A 20474-nucleotide genomic window follows, 5' to 3' on the forward strand; every position below is an offset into this window, starting at 1 on the left:
CCCTCGCGTTCCGCGTTAAATTGGGGCCAGGTCGACCCCGACACGGCCACCGGTATCGGATCAGGTGCTTTGCGGCGTCAGGATGTGCCGTAAGAGCGCCAGTGGATGGCTGCGCAGGCTAAGCCGCAGTGCGATATAATCCTCGACCACCTCCTCTCCGAGGCTCATGCGGGGCAAATGCGCCGCAGGCTCAGCGATCACCTCACCGTCCATATCCTGTGCAAAGAGCGGTAGAGGGGTGTCGGCCTGAATGGCCCGCGCCTGCCAGAGCGCATCGCGGCGGGAGAGGCCAAGTGCGGCAAAGGCATCCGCCTCTGCCAGCCGGGTCAGCGCCGCAGAGGGCACGCCCGCGCGGCGCCAGACCTCGTCTGGGCCGGTATAGCCGTTGCCACGCGCCGCAGCGATCCAATCGGCCTCGTCCTGCGCGATGCCCTTGATCTGTCGAAATCCGAGACGCAAGGCCAAGCGACCCTGACGGCCCGGCTCTATTGTATTGTCCCAGTAAGAGGCATTGATGCAGACGGGGCGCACAGTGACGCCATGATCGCGCGCATCCCGCACGATCTGGGCGGGGGCATAAAAGCCCATCGGCTGCGAATTCAGCAGCGCGCAGGCGAAAATCGCCGGGTGATGGCATTTGATCCATGCGCTCGCATAGACCAGATGCGCGAAACTGGCGGCGTGGCTCTCGGGAAAGCCATAGCTTCCGAACCCCTCGATCTGGGAAAAGCAGCGTTCGGCAAACTCCGCATCATAGCCATTGGCCCGCATGCCGCACAAAAACCGATTGCGAAACTCGCTGACATTGCCGTGTTTCTTGAAGGTGGCGAGCGACCGGCGCAGGCGGTCCGCCTCTTCGGGGGTGAACCCCGCGCCGATGATGGCGATCTGCATCGCCTGTTCCTGAAACAGCGGCACGCCCAGCGTCTTGCCCAGCACCCGGCCCAAGTCGTCAGAGGGAAAGCTGACCGCCTCTTCGCCATTCCGGCGGCGAATGAACGGGTGAACCATGTCGCCCTGAATGGGACCGGGGCGAATGATCGCCACCTGAATCACCAGATCGTAAAACGTGCGCGGGCGCATGCGTGGCAGGAAATTCATCTGCGCCCGACTCTCGACCTGAAAGACGCCGAGACTGTCGGCGCGGCTCAACATCTCGTAGACCTGAGCATCTTCGGGCGGCAGGGTGGCCAGCGAATAGCGGGTGCCACGATACTGGACCAAGAGGTCAAAGGCCTTGCGGATACAGGTGAGCATACCAAGCGCCAGCACATCGACCTTGAGAATGCCCAGCGTGTCGATATCGTCCTTGTCCCAGCAGATGACCGTGCGCTCCGCCATGCTGGCATTCTCGATGGGCACCAATTCATCCAGCCGCCCCTCGGTGATCACGAAGCCCCCGACATGCTGGCTCAGATGCCGGGGAAAGCCGATGATCTCGCGGATCAACCCCAAGGTCATCGCAAGGCGGCGATTGCGCGGATCAAGACCGATCTCGCGCAGGCGCAGAGGGTCCAAGACCCCCTCGCCGCCATGCCCCCAGATCTGCGAGGCCATCGCGGCCAGAATATCCTCTGTCAGACCCATGGCGCGGCCCACCTCGCGGATCGCGCGCTTGGTCCGATAATGGATTACCGTGGCGCAGAGTCCGGCGCGGTGCCGCCCGTAGCGCTCATAGATCCACTGGATCACCTCCTCGCGGCGCTCATGCTCGAAATCCACGTCGATATCGGGCGGCTCGTCGCGCGCCTCGGAGACAAAGCGCTCGAACACCATCGTGCCGATCTCGGGGCTGACAGAGGTCACGCCAAGGCAATAGCAGACCACCGAATTGGCCGCCGACCCGCGCCCCTGACACAGAATGCCGCGCGACCGGGCAAAGGTCACCACATCATTCACGGTCAGAAAATAGGGCTCGTAGCGCAGTTTGGCGATGAGGGTCAGCTCATGCTCGAGCATCCCGCGCACCCGGTCAGAGGCACCGTCCGGATAGCGCCAATCGAGACCCTCAAGAGCAAGACGGCGCAGCCTTTGGCTGGGGGTTTCGCCATTGGTCCCCTCGCTCGGATAGTCATAGCGCAACGCATCCAGCGAAAAGCCGAGCCGCGCGGCGAGGTCGGAGGCACGCTCCACCGCCGCCTCGTGCCCCCGGTAGAGGTGACGCATTTCGGCCTCCGAGCGCAGGCGCTGCTCGGCGTTGCACAGAGCATGGCGACCAAGGGCATCAACCGTCACCCCAAGGCGGATCGCGCTCAGCACATCAGCCAGACGGCGGCGGTGGCCGCGATGCATGAGCGGGGCAGCAGCGGCGATGGTCGGCAGACCCAACCGCGCCGCCAGCTCTGCCAGCCGGTCAAACCGCGCCGGATCACGCCCGTCATAGTGTGGGCTGAGCACGAGATGCAGGCGATCCGCAAACCTTGCCACCAGAGGGCGCACCTGTGACATCCACGCGCGCGCCGGGCCCGGATGCAGCAAAAGATGCAGCCCCTCTGCCCCTGCCAGCACATCCGCAAGGCCCAGATCGCACGCGCCCTTGGGCGCGCGCTGTCGTCCCAGGCTGATCAGGCGGCAGAGGCTGGCCCAGCCGACGCGATTCTCGGGCAGGGCCGTGATCTCGATCCCCTCGCGCAGCACCAGCCGGGCGGCGGGGATGAGGCGCGGGCAATTGGCCCAGTCAGGTGGTGCCGACCGGGATGCAGGCCGGGGTGCAGGCGGCCCGATTGGCCCCTGCCGCGCCTCGAGCGCCTGACGTTCGGCCACCTCGCGCGTGATCTCGCGGGCCGCCGCATGGGCGCGCACGATCCCCGCCACCGAATTCACATCGGCAATCGCCACCCCAGAAAGCCCAAGCGTGGCGGCGCGCCGGATATATTCTTCGGGATGCGACGCCCCGGTGAGAAAGGTGAAATTCGACGTGGCAGAAAGCTCGGCAAAGGGCATGGCGGCACTGATTCCCAGGTCCGGCCAGTATGTTCTATTTTTGTTCCCTTTTCCACCCCTCCTGAGACAGTGCTCAGGGGCGTTTGGGCGCGCAGGGGCCGCCTTGCAGGCAGGTCAGCACCTGGTCCAGCATCGCGGGTGTCGGCTCTGGATGGGCCATGCCGCCGCAGGGATCAACCGCCAGCACATAGCCCCCATCGCGCCGCTCAAGAAAACCAAGATACTCGATGCCCGGCACCGCCGAGGCGCACCACGGGCCAAAGCATTGCACATCCAGCGTGATGGCGCGGTCAAACGCCTGATCGAACCCGCTGCGGGTCAGCGCCTGCCCGGTCAGGCGTGCGGGGATCAGGGTGTGCGCCGGCTTTCTCTGCGGCAGCATGTCGGTGCTGGGCAGGCGCGCCGGATCAAAGCTGAGCTGACCGCGCACTACGATATAGGGTTCAGTCGCCTCAGCCGCGCGGATGTAACTCTGAGCCACATCCGGCGGCAGGCAACTCAACGCGAATGCGGGCGCACAGATGGTCACGCCAAGGACAAAAAGCAGCGCCCGGATCATAGCAAGGCTCCGAATTCGTCCAGCACGCGGGAATAGACCGCCCGCTTGAAGGGCACGATATTGGCCTCAAGATCACTGGGCGGCAACCAGCGCCATTCCGAAAACTCCGGGTGATCCGTGGCGATGTTCACATCCGCGTCGCGGCCCAGAAACCGCATCAAGACCCATTTCTGCTCTTGCCCCCGGTAACGCCCCTTCCAGATGCGCGGCACGATGTCATGCGGCAAATCATAGGTCAGCCACCCCGGCGTTTCCGCCTCGATCCGCACCTTGTCAGAGGTTATGCCGGTTTCCTCCCACAGCTCGCGCAGCGCTGCCTCTTGCGGGGTTTCGCCCGGATCAATGCCGCCCTGCGGCATCTGCCAGGCGGGCGTCTCATTGTCGATCCGTTGGCCGACAAAAACATGGCCCGCTGGATCGACCAGCATCACGCCGACGCAGCGACGATAGGGGAGCTTGGCAATGTCCTCGGGTGTCATGGTCGGATCTCTTTCCATTGGTCGCGGACACAGTGGGGTGCTGTGGCGAGGGCGTCAAGACGTCAACGCGCAGTTTGACTTTTCCAGCAATCGTTACAGAGTGAGCCTCAGGATTCGACAGGATGAAGGACAGAAAATGACTCAGTCGCCCGTTCTATATGGCTTTGACGGATCGACCTATGTGCGCACCGTGCGCATGGTGCTGGCCGACAAGGGCATCGCCTATGACCAAGTGCCGGTCAATGTGCTGGCAGGCGAGCCACGCCAGCCCGAGCATCTGGCGCGCCACCCCTTCGGCAAGGTGCCTGTGCTGGATATCGACGGGCTGCGCATCCGCGAGACCGATGCCATCTGTCGCTATCTCGAAGACATCGCGCCGGAGCCCGCCTTGACGCCCGCCGACCCCAAGGACCGCGCCCGGATGAACGAGGCGATTGGCCTGATCGACAGCTATGGCTATGGCGCGCTTGTCGGGGTTGCGGGCTATCACCTGTTCCCCGACTTCATCGGCGGGCAGAATGAAAACGCGCGCAAGGCCGCACTTGAGGCGTCGGACAAGCTGCTGACGCTGTTGATGGAGAACCGCAGCGGCCCCACATGGCTGGCAGGGGACAGCCCCACGCTGGCGGATTACTTCCTTGGGCCGATCCTGTTCTACGTCTCGCTCACCCCAGATGCCGATACGGTGCTGTCAGTGCCCGGCGTAGCCGACTGGTGGGCGGCGATGAAGGCGCATGACACATTCGCCAAGACCGAGCCGGATCTGGGGTAGGAGGACAGAGTGGGGCGCGCGGGGGCGTGGTGATTGCGGGCACCTAGCCCCTCACACCTCGCGCGCGCCGACCATGCCCATGATCTCATAGGTCTGGCGAAGGATCGGCGCGGCCATGGCGCGGGCGCGGGCCGCACCATCCGCCAGAATCCGGTCAATCTCGGAGAGATCCTGCATCAGCCGCGCCATTTCCGTCGAAATCGGCGCGATCCTGTCAACGGCCAGATCGGCCAGCATCGGCTTGAACTCGGAAAACGGCTTGCCTCCGGCTTCTGCCATCACCTGATCGACCGTCATATCGGCCAGCGCCGCATAGATATTCACCAGATTGCGCGCCTCTGGCCGCCCCTCCAACCCCGCCGCCTCTGAGGGCAGCGGCTCGGGGTCGGTCTTGGCCTTGCGGATCTTTTTGGCGATGGCGTCGGCATCGTCGGTCAGGTTGATGCGGGACATGTCCGAGGGATCGGATTTCGACATCTTGTTCGACCCGTCGCGCAGGGACATCACCCGCGTCCCGCTTCCTTCGATCACCGGCTCGGGGATCGGAAAAAAATCCACGCCGTAATCATGGTTGAATTTCATCGCGATGTCGCGCGTCAACTCCAGGTGTTGCTTTTGATCCTCGCCCACGGGCACATGGGTGGCGTGATAGGTCAGGATATCGGCCGCCATCAGCGCCGGATAGGCGAAGAGGCCCAACGAGGCATTCTGGGCATTCTTGCCCGCCTTATCCTTGAACTGCGTCATCCGCTGCATCCAGCCCATGCGCGCCACGCAGTTGAACACCCATGCCATTTGGCTGTGTTCCGCCACCTGAGATTGGTTGAAGAGAATGGACTTGGCCGGATCAAGACCAGAGGCGATGAACCCCGCCGCCAGTTCGCGCGTTGCACGGGCAAGATCGGCAGGCTCTTGCCAGACCGTGACGGCATGCAGGTCAACCATGCAATAGAGCGTCTGGATGCCCTTGTTCTGCGCCTCGGCAAAGCGTTTCAATGCACCCAGGTAATTGCCCAGATGCAGGTTGCCCGAGGGCTGAATTCCCGAAAACACGCGGGGGGTAAAGGCCGCCTCGGTCATGGCGCAACTCCGTGGTGGATTTCTCTGCCCGCCTCGCTTACCCATGCGCCGTAGCCCCGTCAAGGAGAGGTGCCATGTCTGACCAGAGACCCCCTGCCCCCGTGAACCCCCTGCCCCCGTTTGTGATCGCCCTTTTTCTGGTGATTGTTGGCGTCGAAGCGGCATTCACGCTTGGGGCGCGCGGGCTGATCGGTGGTCCGGATGCCGTCGGATGGCGCTCTGCCGCCATTCAGGATTACGGCTTTAACGGTGAAATCATGGCCTGGATGCTGGAAAACCGGACATGGCCGATGGAGCATCTGCGCCGGTTCGTGACCTATGCCTTTGTGCATGGCAGTTTCACCCATGCCCTGTTTGCCGGGGTGCTGCTCTTGGCCATGGGCAAATTCGTCTCGGACGTGTTCCGTCATTGGGCCGTTCTGGTGCTGTTTTTGGTCAGCACGGTCGCGGGTGCGCTCGTTTACGGACTGGTCGTGCGGGACTCGCCTTGGCTCATCGGGGCCTTTCCGGGGGTCTACGGCCTCATTGGCGGATTCACCTATATCATGTGGCTGCGCCTCGGGCAGATGGGCACCAATCAGGCACGGGCCTTTACGCTGATTGGCGTGCTCATGGGCCTGCAACTGGTATTTGGTCTGCTGTTTGGCGGCAGCGCCACATGGGTCGCGGATGTGAGTGGCTTTGCCACCGGGTTTCTGGCGTCCTTTGTGCTCAGTCCCGGCGGGTGGTCACGTGTGCGCGCCAAGCTGAGGCACGACTAGCGGCGCAGACGGCTGCGGATTTCCTGCATGCGGAATGCGCCCAGCATCTGACCAAAGAGACCGTAGGCCACGGTGCCGATGGCGATCAGAGTGAGAAGTGCCAGCCACCGCCATCCCCCGATTGCAAAGAGCGGCCCCATCAGCGCCCCTGCCCCCCAGAGGACTGCGCCCATGAGGGCTGAGGCCAGACAAATCCGCCAGAAGCGGCGGTGAAACTGAGCGTCAAACCGCGCCACGTCACCAAATTTTCTTGCGCCGCCAGAGAGTTGCGCAACCATGACCCACGCGGCAACAGAGGTGGCGATGGCGGCAGCGATCCAGCCAATGAGATAGGCCAAGCCGATTGCCAGCACCGCATTCACCAGCATCGCCATCAGAGCGTAGCGAAATGGGCTGCGGGTGTCTTCGCGGGCAAAGAAAATCGGTTGCAGGATCTTTTGCAGAACAAAGGCCGGGAGGCCGAGGCCATAGATGGCCACGGCAAGGGCGGTGGCGGCGCTGTCGTCGGCCCCGAATGCACCGCGTTCAAAGAGCACGGAGACCAGTTGAATCGGGATGACTGTGAGGGCAACGGCGCAGGGGATGGTGAGGGCCAAAGCGATTTCACCAGCCCGCGACAGGGCGATGCGTGCGCCGGTGTCATCCTGTGCCTTGAGCCGGCGGGAGAGGTCCGGGAGCAGCACAATGCCCACGGCAATGCCCACGACCCCGAGCGGCAATTGGTAGAGACGGTCCGCGGAATAGAGCCAGCTTACGGCCTTTTCTGTATTAGAAGCAACGAGTTGTCCGACCACAAGGTTGATCTGCACCACCCCGCCCGCCAGTGCCGCGGGCACAGCAATGCGCACCAGTTGTGCCATTTCGGGTGTCCAGCGGGGGCGCACCAGCGGCAGGTGCATTCCGGCCCGGCGAGAGGCGTGCCAGACGAGAGCGAGTTGCGCGAGGCCGGCGATGGGGATGGTCCAGACCAGAGCCTGAGCGACTGGGCCGCCGGTCATCGCGGCAAATGTCATGGCCGACACCAAAAATACGTTCAAAATCAATGGCGCCGCAGCGGCGGCCGCAAAATGACCGGCTGCATTGAGCATGCCGGAAAAGAGCGCCGCGAGCGAGATAAAGAAGATGTAGGGAAAGACGATGCGGCCAAATTCCACTGTGATGTCAAAGCGTTCATCACCAACAAAACCCTCGGCCGTGGCATAGACCAGAGCGGGCATGAAGATCATGCAAAGGCCGGTCAGGGCCAATAGGATAAGGCTGAGACCGGAACAGGCAAGCGCCGCGAATCCCAAGGGGTTGTCATTTGCTTCCAAGCGCTTGGCGAACATCGGGACGAAGGCGGCATTGAACGCGCCCTCGGCAAAGAAGCGGCGGAACATATTGGGCAGGCGGAAGGCCGCGACAAAGGCATCCATGACCACGCCGGGGCCGATGTAGCTGGCGATCAGCACGTCACGCACAAAACCGAGGAGGCGACTGAGCAAGGTCCAGCCACCAACAGTGAGGATTCCGGAGAGGAGGCGGATCGGTTTCATGTGGGGCCTTTTGCCTGTGCTTGACGCCGAGAGTTAGACCATCGGCGGGCCGGGGGGAAGGGTCTGCGCCCTACCGGCGCGCTGTCTGAGCCTAGAGGCGCGCCGGGCATTAATAGGTTGGCAAGACCTGCCTGTCAGGGTCGGTCCAGTGAGCCTAGGATGCGAGAGACGCATGCCAAAGACCGACCTCAGCCTGATACCGATGCTTCCCGTGACGGCGCTGCGCGATCATCTTGCAGAGTATCTGCAGGAGGTGGGGCGCAGGGGCAAGCCGGTTCTGATCACCCGCATGGGATATCCGGTGGCCGGGCTGGTCGGGGTCACGGAGGCGCGGGCGATCTGGGCGGTGGCGCAGCAGGGCGAAGCCTATGTTGAATGGCAGGCGATGCGGCGGATGGACAAGGACCGGGATTTGCGGATGGCGCTGCGACGAGAGCGAGAGGCAGAAGACAGGCGCGCCTATGAGCAAAGCCTGCGGCAGCGGCGGTAGCGCGGCATTCCCCAAGGGCGGCGTGCGGTGAAATCGGTATCATTTCCGAACGCCTGCGGATATTTCTCTACCAAGGTCAGCCAGTTGCGACCAAGGTAGAGCGTGTGGACAGCGGCCAATGCCGGTCCATGCAAGAGGATAAAGCCGAAATGACGACGAACAACATCCGAGAATGGCTTCAGGAGCGGCCGGAAATCGAATCTGTGTTTGCCTGTGTCTGTGACCTCAATGGCGCGATGCGGGGCAAGCGCCTGCCCATCGAGAAGGCCAAGGCGATCATGGATGACGGGCTGCGTCTGCCGCTGTCGGTGCTGAGTGTGGATATCTGGGGCGAGGATATCGAGAATAACGAACTGGTGTTCGAGACCGGCGATTCCGATGGCATTTGCGATTACACCGGGCGCCCCATTGTCATGGTGAACTGGACCAGCCGCCCCTCGGCGCTGGTGATGTTCTGGATGAGCACCGAGGATGGCGGGCCGTTTCCGGGCGATCCGCGCCATGCCCTGTCCAATATCGTGCAACGCTACAAGGCACTGGGGCTGACGCCGGTGGTGGCAACCGAGTTGGAATTCTACCTCTGTGACCCGCGCGAGGCGCAGCCGCGTCCGCCCTGTTCGCCGGTGACGGGCAAGCGGCTTGATTCAGACGGGGCGCTGTCACTGGACGAATTGCAGCATTTCGATGAATTTCTGAATGATGTCTACGATGCCTGCCACGAGCAGGGCATTCCCGCCGATGCCGCGATTTCCGAGAACGGCGCGGGACAGTTTGAAATCAACATGGTGCATGTCGCGGACCCATTGCAGGCCGCCGATGATGCGGTGCTGTTCAAACGGCTGGTGCGTGGCATCGCGCGCAAGCATGGCATGGCGGCCACGTTCATGGCCAAGCCCTATGGCGACAGATCAGGCAGCGGATTTCATGTGCATTTCAGTCTGGTGGATGAGAACGGGGTCAACCTGTTTGACAATGGCGGCGAAGAGGGCACGCCCTTGATGCTGAATGCCGTGGCGGGCCTACTGGAGACGATGCAGGAGAATACGCTGACCTTTGCGCCGCATCAGAACTCTTACCGGCGGCTCTTGCCGGGGGCGCATGCGCCGACGGGCGTGGCCTGGGGCTATGAGAACCGCACGGCGGCCATTCGTATTCCGGGCGGCAGCCCCAAGGCGCGGCGGATCGAGCATCGCGTTGCAGGGGCCGACGCCAACCCCTATCTGGTGCTGAGCAGTATTCTGGGCGGCGCGCTGATCGGGATCGAACAGAAGATGGAACCCTGTGCGCCGATCGAGGGCGATGCCTATAGCCAAAAGCTCGATCACCTGCCGCTGGATTGGGCGACCGCGATTCAGGCGTTTCGCAGGGGCAAACATGTGCAGGATGTGTTTTCCAGACGGCTTCAGACCATGCTGGTCGAGTGCAAGATGCAGGAACTGAAGCGGTTCACGCGCTATGTGACCGATTTCGAGTATGATTCCTATCTGGAGAGCGTGTAGCGCAGCGGGCGTTTGCCGGTCACGGCGACCGGCAAACGCAATGTGCCCTCAGAGCGCGACGCAATCGGCGAAATAGCACATCACGCCGTCCTCATCGACCTCATGCACCAGCCCATGAATATCGGTTTCAAAGCCCGGACATTCCTTGGCAAAGGCGCGGTTGAACCTGAGGTATTGCACGATGGTCTTGTTGAAGACCTCGCCGGGGATCAGCAGGGGGATGCCCGGCGGATATGGCGTGACGAGGCTGGTGGTGATGCGCCCCTCAAGATCGTCTATGGCGACACGTTCGGTGGTGCGGCGCGCGATATGGGCGAAGGCATCGCTGGGCGTCATGGCGGGGGTGAGGTCGCTCAGATACATGTCGGTCGAGAGGATCGCCACATCGTATTTGGCGTAGAGCGCATGCACATGCTGGCAGAGATCCTGCAACCCCATGCTCTCATAGCGGGGCTGTTTGGCGCAAAACTCGGGCATGGCGCGCCACATCGGCTGGTTCTTGGCGTAATCGTCCTTGAACTGTTGCAGCGCGGTCAACAGGGTATTCCAGCGCCCCTTGGTGATGCCGATGGTGAACATGATGAAGAAACTGTAGAGGCCGGTTTTTTCGACCACGACGCCATGCTCTGCCAGATATTTGGTGACGATGGATGCGGGAATCCCGGTTGTTTCGAAGCGACCATCGAGGTTGAGACCCGGCGTGATGATCGTGGCCTTGATCGGATCGAGCATGTTGAAGCCGGGGGCCATTTCGCCGAAATCATGCCATGAATCCTCGCCATCGGAGGGTTGCACGCCATCGGCGTCAGTGCGCTTGAGCACCCAGTCCTTGGCCTCGCCAATCCCTTCCTCGTCCAGAACATCCGGCCCCCAGACCTGAAACCACCAGTCACCTTCGCCGAACTCGGCATCGACCTTTTGCATGGCGCGGCGGAAATCGAGCGCCTCGGCGATGCTCTCCTCGACCAGCGCGGTGCCGGCGGGCGGCTCCATCATCGCGGCGGCGACATCGCAGCTTGCGATGATGCTGTATTGCGGGCTGGTGCTGATGTGCATGAGATACGCTTCGTTGAAGAGATGGCGATCCAGTTTGGTTTTCTGGCTGTCCTGCACGAGAATATGGCTGGCCTGACTGATCCCGGCCAAGAGTTTGTGGATGGATTGGGTGACGTAGGTCACGGAATGTTCGGGGCGGTCGCGGTTGCGGCCCATGGCGTGGAAATTGCTGTAGAACGGATGAAAGCTGGCGTGGGGCAGCCAAGCCTCGTCAAAGTGGAAATTCTCCACATAGCCGTCGAGCAGATCCTTGATGGTTTCGGTGTTGTAGAGAACGCCGTCATAGGTGGATTGCGTGAGGGTGAGGATACGCGGCTGCACGGCGTCGGGATCAACCCCGGCCAAAAGCGGGTTGGCGCGGATCTTGGCCTTGATCGAGTCGATCTCGAATTCGCCGCGCGGGATCGGGCCGATGATGCCGAAATGGTTGCGGGTGGGGCGCAGAAAGACCGGGATTGCGCCGGTCATGATGATACTGTGCAGGATCGACTTGTGGCAGTTGCGGTCAACCACGACCACATCGCCGGGGGCGACGGTGTGATGCCAGACCATCTTGTTGGAGGTGCTGGTGCCGTTGGTCACGAAAAAGCAGTGATCGGCGTTGAATATGCGCGCGGCGTTGCGCTCGGATGCGCCGATGGCGCCGTCATGGTCGAGCAGTTGACCCAACTCTTCGACCGAATTGCAGACATCGGCGCGCAGCATGTTTTCGCCGTAGAACTGGTGATACATCTGGCCGATCGGGCTTTTGAGAAAGGCGACGCCACCGGAATGGCCGGGGCAGTGCCAGGAGTAAGAGCCGTCTTCGGCATAGTCGAGCAGCGCCTTGAAGAACGGCGGCTGGATGCCTTCGAGATAGATCTTGGCCTCTCGAATGATGTGGCGGGCGACGAATTCCGGCGTGTCTTCGAACATGTGGATAAAGCCGTGCAACTCGCGCAGGACATCGTTGGGCAGGTGGCGGCTGGTCTTGGTCTCGCCATAGACGTAGATCGGCACGTCGGAATTCTTGCGCCGGACTTCTTGCACGAAATTGCGCAGATTGGTGACAACCGGGTCGATGTCGGGGCCGGGGCTGAATTCCTCATCGTCGATCGACAGGACAAAGGCGCTGGCGCGCGATTGTTGCTGGGCGAATTGCGAGAGATCCCCATAGCTTGTGACACCCAAAACCTCGAATCCCTCGTCCTCTATGGCCTTGGCCATGGCGCGGATACCAAGACCCGATGAGTTCTCGGACCTGAAATCCTCGTCGATGATCACGATGGGAAAGTGGAATTTCATAGACTTCTCCTTTCGGGAGACAGCGGGTGGACAGGCGCGCCAAGCAGAGCGGGAAACCCCCCGGGTGCCCGGAGGTTTCCGACTCTTGCGTGTTTCTTTCTGTTGCGTGGGGAGAGGTCAAGCCCTGTGACCAAGCGGCGCGGCCGCTTTGCGCCGATGTGGCACCGTTGGCGACGGGCCTTGGGGTCAGAGCCCCAAGGCGCGGCGGCGGCTGTCGGCCATGCGATTGAGCAGGTGATCGGCCATCAGCCCGATGAAGGCCACGGCAAAGCCCAGAACAAGCCCCTTGCCCACATCGGTGGAACTGAGGGCGCGTTGCATTTCCTGCCCGAGATCCTGTGTGCCGATAAAGGCCGCGATGATCACCATGAAGAGCGAGAACATCAGCGATTGGTTGACCCCGACCATGATGGTGGGAAAGGCCAGCGGCAGGCGGACGTGGCGCAGGCATTGGGCGCGGGTGGCCCCCGACATATCCGCCGCCTCGATCATCGCCTCGGGCACGCCGCGCAACCCCTCGATGGTGTAGCGGATCAGCGGCACGGCAGCAAAGAGCACCACCGCCCCCACCACCGCCACGTCATTGACGCCAAAGAGCATGATCACCGGAATGAGGTAGATAAAGCTGGGAAAGGTCTGAAGACTGTCGCAGAGAAGAAGCACGCGTTTGGCCCGCGTCTCATACCGTGCGGCCCAGATACCAAACGGAAAGCCAAAGCTGGTCGCGACCGCAACGGCCACAAGCACGGTGTAGACGGTGATCATGGCACGATCCCACCAGCCGGTGAGGGCGATATAGCCGAAGAACCCAAGGCAGATCAGCGCCGAGCGCCAGCCGCCCACGGCAAAGCCAGCCGCGGCGAGCAGCGCCAGAACCGCCGTGTAGGGCAACCACAAGAGCGCGTCGCGCACCGGGATGAGAACCCAGGTGATCAGGAACCAGCGCAGCCATTGGGTGACGGGATCAACCGTCACGATCACCCACGTCATCATTGCATCAAGCGGGTCCGCCACCGAGAGCGATTGCCCGCGCCCGACCTCTGCAAAGAAGGGCACCAGTGCGGAGAGGGCAAAGCCCGCGACCATCAGCCCGGCCCAGGTGGTCAGCACCCGATGTCGCACCCCCCAGCCGATCCCCGGTTCGTGGTGGGTGGGCTGACGTTCGGCCCAAGCCTTGGAACAGCGGTCGAGGGTCACCGCGAGCAAGACGATGGTGATGCCGATTTCAATGGAGCGCCCGATCTTGAGCGCCTGCAACAGTTGCAGGAGTTTCTGACCCAGCCCCGGCATGCCGATGAAGCTGGCCAGAACCACCATCGCAAGACATTGCATGATGACCTGATTGACGCCCACCAGAATTTCGGTGCGGGCGGTCGGGATGCGCACGCGCGTCATCAATTGCCAGCCGGTGCTGCCGCACATCTTGCCGCTCTCGATCACCTCGGGCGGCACCTTGCGCAGACCCAACAGGGTCATGCGGATCATCGGAGGCACTGAAAAGATGATGGTGACGATGGCCCCCGCCTTGGGTCCGACGCCGATGAACACCACCACGGGGATCATATAGGCGAAATGCGGCAGCGATTGCGCGATGTTGAGGATCGGGTTCATCACCGCCTCGACCCTGTGCCACCGCCATGCGGCGATCCCCATCAAGAGGCCCATCAGCACCGAAAACGGGGCGGCCACGACGATGACCGACAGGGTTTCCATGGCCCAGGTCCATTGCCCCATGAGGGCGATCCAGACAAAGGTGCCCCCCGCCAGCAGCGCCAGACGCCGGCCCCCCAGCCAATAGCCAAGACAGGCGGCGGTGAGGGCCACGACCGACCACGGCAGCGGGCCAAGGCGCGGCCAGCGGTTCTTGCCGTAGAGGATATTGGCGGTGACATCGAGCAGCCATTCAATGCCATCGGCAAAGGCGCGGGTGACATGGATCAGCCCCAGATCATCGCGCAGCCATGTGAAAAACGCATTGATCCAATCCGCCAGCGGCAGGATCAGGATTTCGGCGGGACGCATGAGCGCGTCGGGGAGTATCGGACGGGCAAGGACAAGACAGACCGCGACGGCCAGAATTGCCCAAGCGGGATTGAGCCGCGGTTTGGCGGGCGACGAAAGGGGAAGCGCGCTCTCGCTCATGTGTGGCCCCCGAGCAGGATATCGAGCGCCTCTTGTCGGTTGAGGGTGCCGGTAATGCGGCCTGTGTCATCGGCGACGGGCAGGATTTCACGCGGATCGTTGATCAGGAGGCGCGCAAGGGCGCGGATCGTGGATTTTCCGGCGACGGGCAGCCCCTCGGGCCGGGTGCCATTGATCGGGCGGGCAAGGCCAGAGGCATGCACGACGCGCGCCTTTTCGATCTCTTCGGTGAATTTGCGGACATAGTCGGTCGCCGGGTTCAGGACGATCTGATCCGGGGTGTCGCATTGCTCGACCGCGCCGTCCTTCATGATGGCGATGCGGTCGGCCAAGCGGAGCGCCTCGTCGAAATCATGGGTGATAAAGACGATGGTCTTGCCCAGCAACTCTTGCAGGCGCAGGAATTCGTCCTGCATCTCGCGGCGAATGAGCGGATCGAGCGCCGAAAACGGCTCGTCCAGAAACCAGATATCCGGCTCGATGGCGAGAGAGCGGGCGATGCCGACGCGCTGTTGCTGGCCACCAGACAATTCGCGCGGAAAGTAATCCTCGCGCCCGCCGAGCCCCACCAATTCGATCACCTCCAGCGCGCGTTTGCGGCGGGTGGCGCGGTCCTGCCCGCGCATTTCCAGCGGAAAGGCCACATTTTCCAGCACCGTGCGATGCGGCAAGAGGCCGAAGCTCTGGAACACCATGCCCATCTTGTTGCGCCGCAGGTCGATCAGCTGTTTCTCAGAGAGCGCGCCGATGTCCTGCCCCTCGACCGACACAGTGCCGCCGGTGATCTCGATCAGGCGCGAGAGGCAGCGCACAAGGGTGGATTTGCCGGAGCCGGACAGGCCCATGATCACCAGCATCTCGCCGCGCGCGATATCGAGCGAGACATCACGCACCGCCGAGATATAGCCCGCCTGACGAATGGCATCAAAGCCGGGGTCGGTCCTGAGGCCCTTGAGATAGGACTCGGGCGACGGGCCGAACAATTTCCAGACATTGCGGCATGAGATCACGGGTTCAGACACCGGCACGCGACACCCCCTTGTTATAAATGGCAAAACCTCACCCGTGGCAGATCACGGGTGAGGTGGAATTCAGGGCCGGATCAGTTGATCCAGACCTTCCAGACGTCGCCGTTATCTTCCAGCCAATGCGTTGCGGCCTCTTCCGGCTCCATCTCGTCGATGTCTACCAGCTTGGCCATTTCCGCGATTTGCGGGTTGGTAAAGCTGATCTTGGTCAGCATCGTGTAGGCATCCGGCCATTTGTCCTTCATCCCATCCCAAGCGGCCTTTTTCAGATAGCCATTGGCGGGATTGCCGCAATCATAGGTCTTGTCCGGGTTGGGACCGACGGCGGGATCTTTGTCGCAGCCTTCGACCCATTCCGGAAACTCGACGAATTCGCCGGGCCAGACCGCTTCGGCGAAATTGGGTGTCCAGTTGAAGAGGACGATCGGCGTCTTGGTCTTTTCGGCAGAGCCCAGTTCAGCCCAGAGTGCTGCGGCAGAGCCTGCGTTGACGACCTTGAAGTTCATGCCAAGCCCGTCGACACGTTCCTGATCATGCTTGAGCCAGTCCACCGGACCGCCAAGAAAGCGCCCGGACTCGCCGGTTTCCGGTGTGGCAAAGGCGGCGGCACAGGCGTTCAGCGCCTCCCAATCGGGCAGGCCGGGACAGGCGTCTTTGGTCCACATCGGATACCACCAATCCTCGCGGGTGACGGCATCGTGATCGCCCGCGTCGTGCAAGCCGCCCTTTTCCAGCGCGGCGCGGAAGGAGGCGCCAAACGCGCCTTCCCAGACTTCCATTTCGAGGGCGACATCGCCCAGACGGACGGATTCGTAAACCGACTGGCTGTCGGTCGAGACATATTCGACACTGTTGCCCATCGATTCAAAGATCTGGCCGACCACATGGCTCATCACGATCTGGCTGGACCAGTTGTGGATGGGGATGACGATCGGATCTTCGGAATCCGCCAAGGCACCCGTTGCGGCCATCGCGAGCGCTGCGACCCCGCCGGCCATTCGCAAACGTACTCTCATTCTGAAAACTCCCTGTGTTGAGGTGTCCCGCCCGTTTCTCGGGCTTTGGTGAGAGAAGTGTACGGATGGGATATGAACACGTCAGACCAAGGGCATGAACGAACTGGACTTAATTGTGAAAAAATATTAACAGGAGGAAACTGCACAGAGGGCTCACAGGTGGCAAGAGCGGCCCATATCGTGATCATCGAGGATGAACCCGTCACCCGCACGACGCTGGCGGAGTATCTCAGATCGCATGGCTATACGGTCACCGCCTTTGACAGTGCCGAGAAGGCCGATCCGATGCTGGCCAGCGACCGCGCCGACCTTTTGCTGGTGGATATTACGCTGGATGGAAAGGACGGGTTGCAGATCACCCGTGAACAACGCGCGCGCTCGGATATCGGCATCATCCTGACCACCAGCCTCAGCGATGATGTGGATCGGATTGTCGGGCTGGAACTGGGGGCGGATGATTACGTCTGCAAGCCGTTCAATCGCCGTGAATTGTTGGCCCGGATCAAGAACCTGTTGCGGCGCACCGAGGCACAGCGCCGCTTTTCACGTCAGAACGTGCGGTTTCACGGCTATGCCTTTGCCTTTGCCACCCGCCAGTTGATCGCCCCGGATGGCGAGCCGATCCGGATCACGCGGGCCGAATTCGAGGTGCTGGCGGAGTTGCTGCGCCATCCCGGAGAAGTTCTGGGCCGCGAGCGGCTGATGACGGTGATCACCCATCGCCAGCAGCACCCCGACACGCGCACCGTCGATGTCATCATCCGCCGCCTGCGCACCAAACTGGAAGAAGACGCCAGCGCGCCACGGTTCATCACCACCGCGCATGGCGAGGGTTATGTGTTCACCGCCACTTTGGACTGAGGGGCGGCTGTCAGGTCATCAAGCGCCTGTATGACTGTGCTGCGCGCCTGTGCGATTTCCTCGGGAAAAGCGGCGAGCGCCGTCGCCACGGGGGTCAGATCGCCCGACCGGGCGGCGGCTTCGATCTGTTTCAAACAGGCAGAGAGACCGGGCAGGCTGAAATTGCCTGCCGCCCCCTTCATCCGGTGTGCGACCTTGGCGGCGCGGGCGGTGTCGCGGTGGTCCACGGCCTCTTGCAGGGCGGTCGCATCCGAGGTGAGGCCGTCGAGATAGAGGTGAATCGCCTCGACGGTCTGCTCCCGACCGAGATCAGCAACCATGCTGCCCAGAACATCGCGCGGCCCGCTCGCCAGCCACGAGAGCGACCGGGGCGAGAGGAAGACGCCGCGCCGCTGTCCGCCTGTGACCTGTTCCAGCGCCGCGACCAGCCGTTCGGGCGAAACCGGCTTGGCCACAAAGCAATCCATCCCGGCATCGAGCTGTTCCTCGACCTCGTCGTCCTGAACATGGGCGGAGATGCCGATGATCGGCAGGCTGCGCCCGACGGGCATGGCGCGGATGCGGCGCGTCGCCTCTGTGCCCGAAAGACCCGGCAGGTTGACATCCATCAGCACCAGATCAAAGCGCTCGGCAGTGAGCAGCGCGAGCGCCGCCTCGGCGCTGTCGACGCAGACCGCTGTGTGACCCATCCGTTCGAGATAGCTGCGCGCGACCATCTGGTTGACCTCGTGATCCTCGACGATGAGCGCATGCAGGCTGCGGTCGCCGCGCACCGGGGTCCAATCCGGCGGAGTTTCGGTCAGTCCGGCGGCATCGGCCAGGTCGAAATCGGCCATGAAGGTAAAGACCGAGCCGACGTTCGGCGTGCTCTCGACACTGAGCGCGCCCCCCATCACCTCGGCGAATTTGCGGCAGATCGCGAGGCCAAGCCCAGTGCCACCATAGCGCCGTGCGGTCAGCCCGTCCTCTTGCTCGAACGCCTCAAAGATGCGCTGGCGCGCCTGTGCCGAAATGCCCTTGCCGGTGTCGCTGACCTCAAGGATCAGGGTGACACGTCCGGCCCCGGCGGGCCGCACGCGCAGCCGCAGCACCACCTCGCCCTCTTCGGTGAACTTGACCGCGTTCGAGACGAGATTGAACAGGATCTGGCGCAGCTTGGCCATATCGCCCAGCACGGCGGCGGGGGCATCCTCGGGCAGATCGAGCCAGAGCACGATGCCCTTTTCCCGCGCGCCGGGGTCGAGCAGGGTCACGATCAGATGCATCACCTCGGTGATGGAAAAGACCGCGCGTTCCTCATGGGCGCCGCTGAGTTCGGTTTTGGAATAGTTGAGGATGTCGTTGAGGATGGTCAGCAGGCTCTCACCCGAGGCACGGGCGGCGCGCAGCTGCTCGAGTTGCGCCTCAGAAAGACCATCTGCCGAAAGATTGCGCAGCATCCCCAGAACCCCATTCATCGGCGTGCGGATTTCATGGCTCATCATCGCGAGGAATTCGGATTTGGCGCGGTCTGCGGCCTCGGCCTTTTGGCGGGCCACGGCATGCGCTTCAACCTCGCCGCGCAGTTGTTCGGTTTTCTCGGCCACCAGCTCTTGCAGGGCGGTGCGGTGGCGGTTGAGTTCTTCTTCGTTGTGGCGGCGGGCCTCTTCGAGGTTGCGGTTGGCGATGGCCTGACGGCGAAACACCTCGACCGCGCGTTCCATGCCGGCAATCTCGTCGCTGCCACGGGGCGCCACGCGCATATCAAGCTGACCGGCGGCCAATCGGGTCATCATGTCCGAGAGATTGTCGAGACGCCGCGAGATATTGCCGCGCACGTAGAACCACAGCACGCCCAGCGACAGCAAGAGCGCGAGAGCCGCAGCGCCGGCGCTGCGCAACCGGGTGGCGCGGATCACCTCCATCGACGTGGTCCCGGCAAAGAGCGCATCCGCCTGCACGCGCGTGGCAAGATCCGTCACCGCGCCATGCAACCGTGTGGCCGAGACCCGGAGCGCCGCCTGTTCGCTGTCGATCTGGCGTTCCAATTGCAGGATGCCATCCGTCAGCCCCAGCAGCCCCTGCCCGCCTGCGGGATCACTGAGTGGCAGGATGGTGGCCAGCAGCGTCTGCGCCTGCGCGGCACGGCCCGGATCACGGATCGCCGCCACGCGGCGTGCGACGATTTCGGTGCGCTCCCGCAGATTGGCGCTGATCGAGGCGAGATCGGTCGGTTCGGTCAAGGTGGCGATGCGGTTGAAGAGAAGCCCGATTTCGGCAGTGCGCGAGCGCAATTCGAACATCAGACCGAGTTGGAAGAGGTCGACCTCGATCAGCTTGTCCAGCGTGGCAAGGCGCGAGGAGGTGCCGGGCGCGCCGGTGTCGTATTCATAGAGGTTCGAAATCACCGCCGCGGTGCCCATTTCGGCATTGGCGACCAGCGTGTCAGCCATGTTCAAGAGCGCGGAGGTCGCTCCGAGGGCGCGGTTCAAACCCTCCTCCCGCGCCTGCACCAGCGAGAGGCGCTGTTTCACCAAGCGGTCCAACTCGGCGATACCGTCCTTCATGGCCGCGACGGCGCGGGTCATATCGCCGCCGCTGCCGCCATGTTCGGATTGAAACCGGGTGAGATGATCCGAGAGCGCCGCCACCCGCGCGCTGAGGTAGGCGGCGCGGTCACGGCGTGCGGCCTCGTCATCCACCGCTGCCAGTTCCGGGGCGACGGTGATGATGGCCGAGCTTTCTTCCGTGAAGCGACGCATGTCCGACAGGACCGGGATCGAGTTTTCATAGAGCTGTTGTTGGGCGCGGGTGACATCGCGCAGTTCAAACCAGCCGAAAAACCCCGCAAGCGCCGGCAGACCGGCGATCACGAGAAACGCCGCGAGCAGTCGCGCGCCCAATCCGGTTCTGGTTCTCATCCGGTCCGTCCCTGATCCGCCAGCTTTCTTGCAGTCCTGTCCTGACAGATTATAGTAATTTTCTGCGGA

At 62.7% G+C, this 20474-nt stretch carries 15 protein-coding genes; 5 read left to right on the forward strand and 10 right to left on the reverse strand.

Annotated features, from left to right (window positions below; translation table 11 throughout):
* Window positions 1-60: 60 nt before the first annotated feature.
* The 3 genes from VR71_RS20790 to VR71_RS20800 all read right to left on the reverse strand — a co-directional run bounded on the left by VR71_RS20790 (window position 61) and on the right by VR71_RS20800 (window position 3981).
* Window positions 61-2943, reverse strand: a complete 2883-nt coding sequence (locus VR71_RS20790) for an error-prone DNA polymerase (protein WP_045686394.1) — start codon at window positions 2941-2943, stop codon at window positions 61-63.
* 73 nt (window positions 2944-3016) lie between these two features.
* Window positions 3017-3502, reverse strand: a complete 486-nt coding sequence (locus VR71_RS20795; RefSeq protein WP_009816010.1) for a hypothetical protein — start codon at window positions 3500-3502, stop codon at window positions 3017-3019.
* Window positions 3499-3981 carry an RNA pyrophosphohydrolase gene (locus VR71_RS20800; RefSeq protein WP_045686395.1) on the reverse strand — a complete coding sequence of 161 codons (483 nt, stop codon included), beginning with the start codon at window positions 3979-3981 and terminating at the stop codon, window positions 3499-3501. The genes VR71_RS20795 and VR71_RS20800 overlap by 4 nt, the downstream gene beginning before the upstream one ends.
* A 136-nt stretch (window positions 3982-4117) precedes the next feature.
* Between VR71_RS20800 and VR71_RS20805 the strand changes: the two genes are divergently transcribed.
* A complete protein-coding gene (locus tag VR71_RS20805) occupies window positions 4118-4753 on the forward strand; it encodes a glutathione S-transferase family protein (RefSeq protein WP_045686396.1) in 636 nt (211 codons plus the stop codon).
* A gap of 51 nt (window positions 4754-4804) precedes the next feature.
* Here the strand turns inward: VR71_RS20805 and trpS are convergent, their stop codons facing one another.
* On the reverse strand, window positions 4805-5833 hold the full coding sequence (trpS, locus tag VR71_RS20810; RefSeq protein WP_009816013.1) for a tryptophan--tRNA ligase: 1029 nt from the start codon (window positions 5831-5833) through the stop codon (window positions 4805-4807).
* A gap of 74 nt (window positions 5834-5907) precedes the next feature.
* Here trpS and VR71_RS20815 point away from each other — a divergent pair, with 74 nt between their 5' ends.
* Complete coding sequence (locus VR71_RS20815; protein WP_040650296.1) at window positions 5908-6594, forward strand: rhomboid family intramembrane serine protease; 687 nt, start codon at window positions 5908-5910, stop codon at window positions 6592-6594.
* Here the strand turns inward: VR71_RS20815 and murJ are convergent.
* On the reverse strand, window positions 6591-8129 hold the full coding sequence (murJ, locus tag VR71_RS20820; protein WP_045686397.1) for a murein biosynthesis integral membrane protein MurJ: 1539 nt from the start codon (window positions 8127-8129) through the stop codon (window positions 6591-6593). The two genes, VR71_RS20815 and murJ, sit on opposite strands and share 4 nt — an antisense overlap.
* Before the next feature lie 172 nt (window positions 8130-8301).
* On the opposite strand from murJ, the gene VR71_RS20825 reads away from it, so the two are divergent.
* Complete coding sequence (locus VR71_RS20825) at window positions 8302-8619, forward strand: type II toxin-antitoxin system Phd/YefM family antitoxin (RefSeq protein WP_045686398.1); 318 nt, start codon at window positions 8302-8304, stop codon at window positions 8617-8619.
* Window positions 8620-8768: 149 nt separating this feature from the next.
* Entirely contained in the window at window positions 8769-10118 is a 1350-nt protein-coding gene (locus tag VR71_RS20830; RefSeq protein WP_040650928.1) for a glutamine synthetase family protein, read from the forward strand.
* A gap of 48 nt (window positions 10119-10166) precedes the next feature.
* On the opposite strand, the gene VR71_RS20835 is transcribed toward VR71_RS20830, so the two are convergent.
* From VR71_RS20835 to VR71_RS20850, 4 genes are all read right to left on the reverse strand, one after another.
* A complete protein-coding gene (locus VR71_RS20835) occupies window positions 10167-12458 on the reverse strand; it encodes an arginine/lysine/ornithine decarboxylase (protein ID WP_045686399.1) in 2292 nt (763 codons plus the stop codon).
* 186 nt (window positions 12459-12644) lie between these two features.
* The gene (locus tag VR71_RS20840; RefSeq protein ID WP_045686400.1) at window positions 12645-14600 is read right to left on the reverse strand and encodes a proline/glycine betaine ABC transporter permease; all 1956 of its coding nucleotides are present in this window, start codon (window positions 14598-14600) and stop codon (window positions 12645-12647) included.
* Window positions 14597-15628: a glycine betaine/L-proline ABC transporter ATP-binding protein gene (locus VR71_RS20845; RefSeq protein WP_009816020.1), complete on the reverse strand. Its 1032-nt coding sequence runs from the start codon at window positions 15626-15628 to the stop codon at window positions 14597-14599. The genes VR71_RS20840 and VR71_RS20845 overlap by 4 nt, the downstream gene beginning before the upstream one ends.
* Window positions 15629-15702: 74 nt before the next feature.
* Window positions 15703-16644 carry an ABC transporter substrate-binding protein gene (locus VR71_RS20850; protein ID WP_045686401.1) on the reverse strand — a complete coding sequence of 314 codons (942 nt, stop codon included), beginning with the start codon at window positions 16642-16644 and terminating at the stop codon, window positions 15703-15705.
* Between the two features lie 159 nt (window positions 16645-16803).
* Between VR71_RS20850 and VR71_RS20855 the strand changes: the two genes are divergently transcribed.
* Entirely contained in the window at window positions 16804-17505 is a 702-nt protein-coding gene (locus VR71_RS20855) for a response regulator (RefSeq protein WP_009816022.1), read from the forward strand.
* Here the strand turns inward: VR71_RS20855 and VR71_RS20860 are convergent.
* Complete coding sequence (locus VR71_RS20860) at window positions 17478-20405, reverse strand: ATP-binding protein (RefSeq protein ID WP_045686402.1); 2928 nt, start codon at window positions 20403-20405, stop codon at window positions 17478-17480. The two genes, VR71_RS20855 and VR71_RS20860, sit on opposite strands and share 28 nt — an antisense overlap.
* Window positions 20406-20474 lie beyond the last annotated feature (69 nt).

The organism is Roseovarius sp. BRH_c41 (assembly GCF_000961715.1).
In the GTDB taxonomy this organism is placed as follows: domain Bacteria; phylum Pseudomonadota; class Alphaproteobacteria; order Rhodobacterales; family Rhodobacteraceae; genus Roseovarius.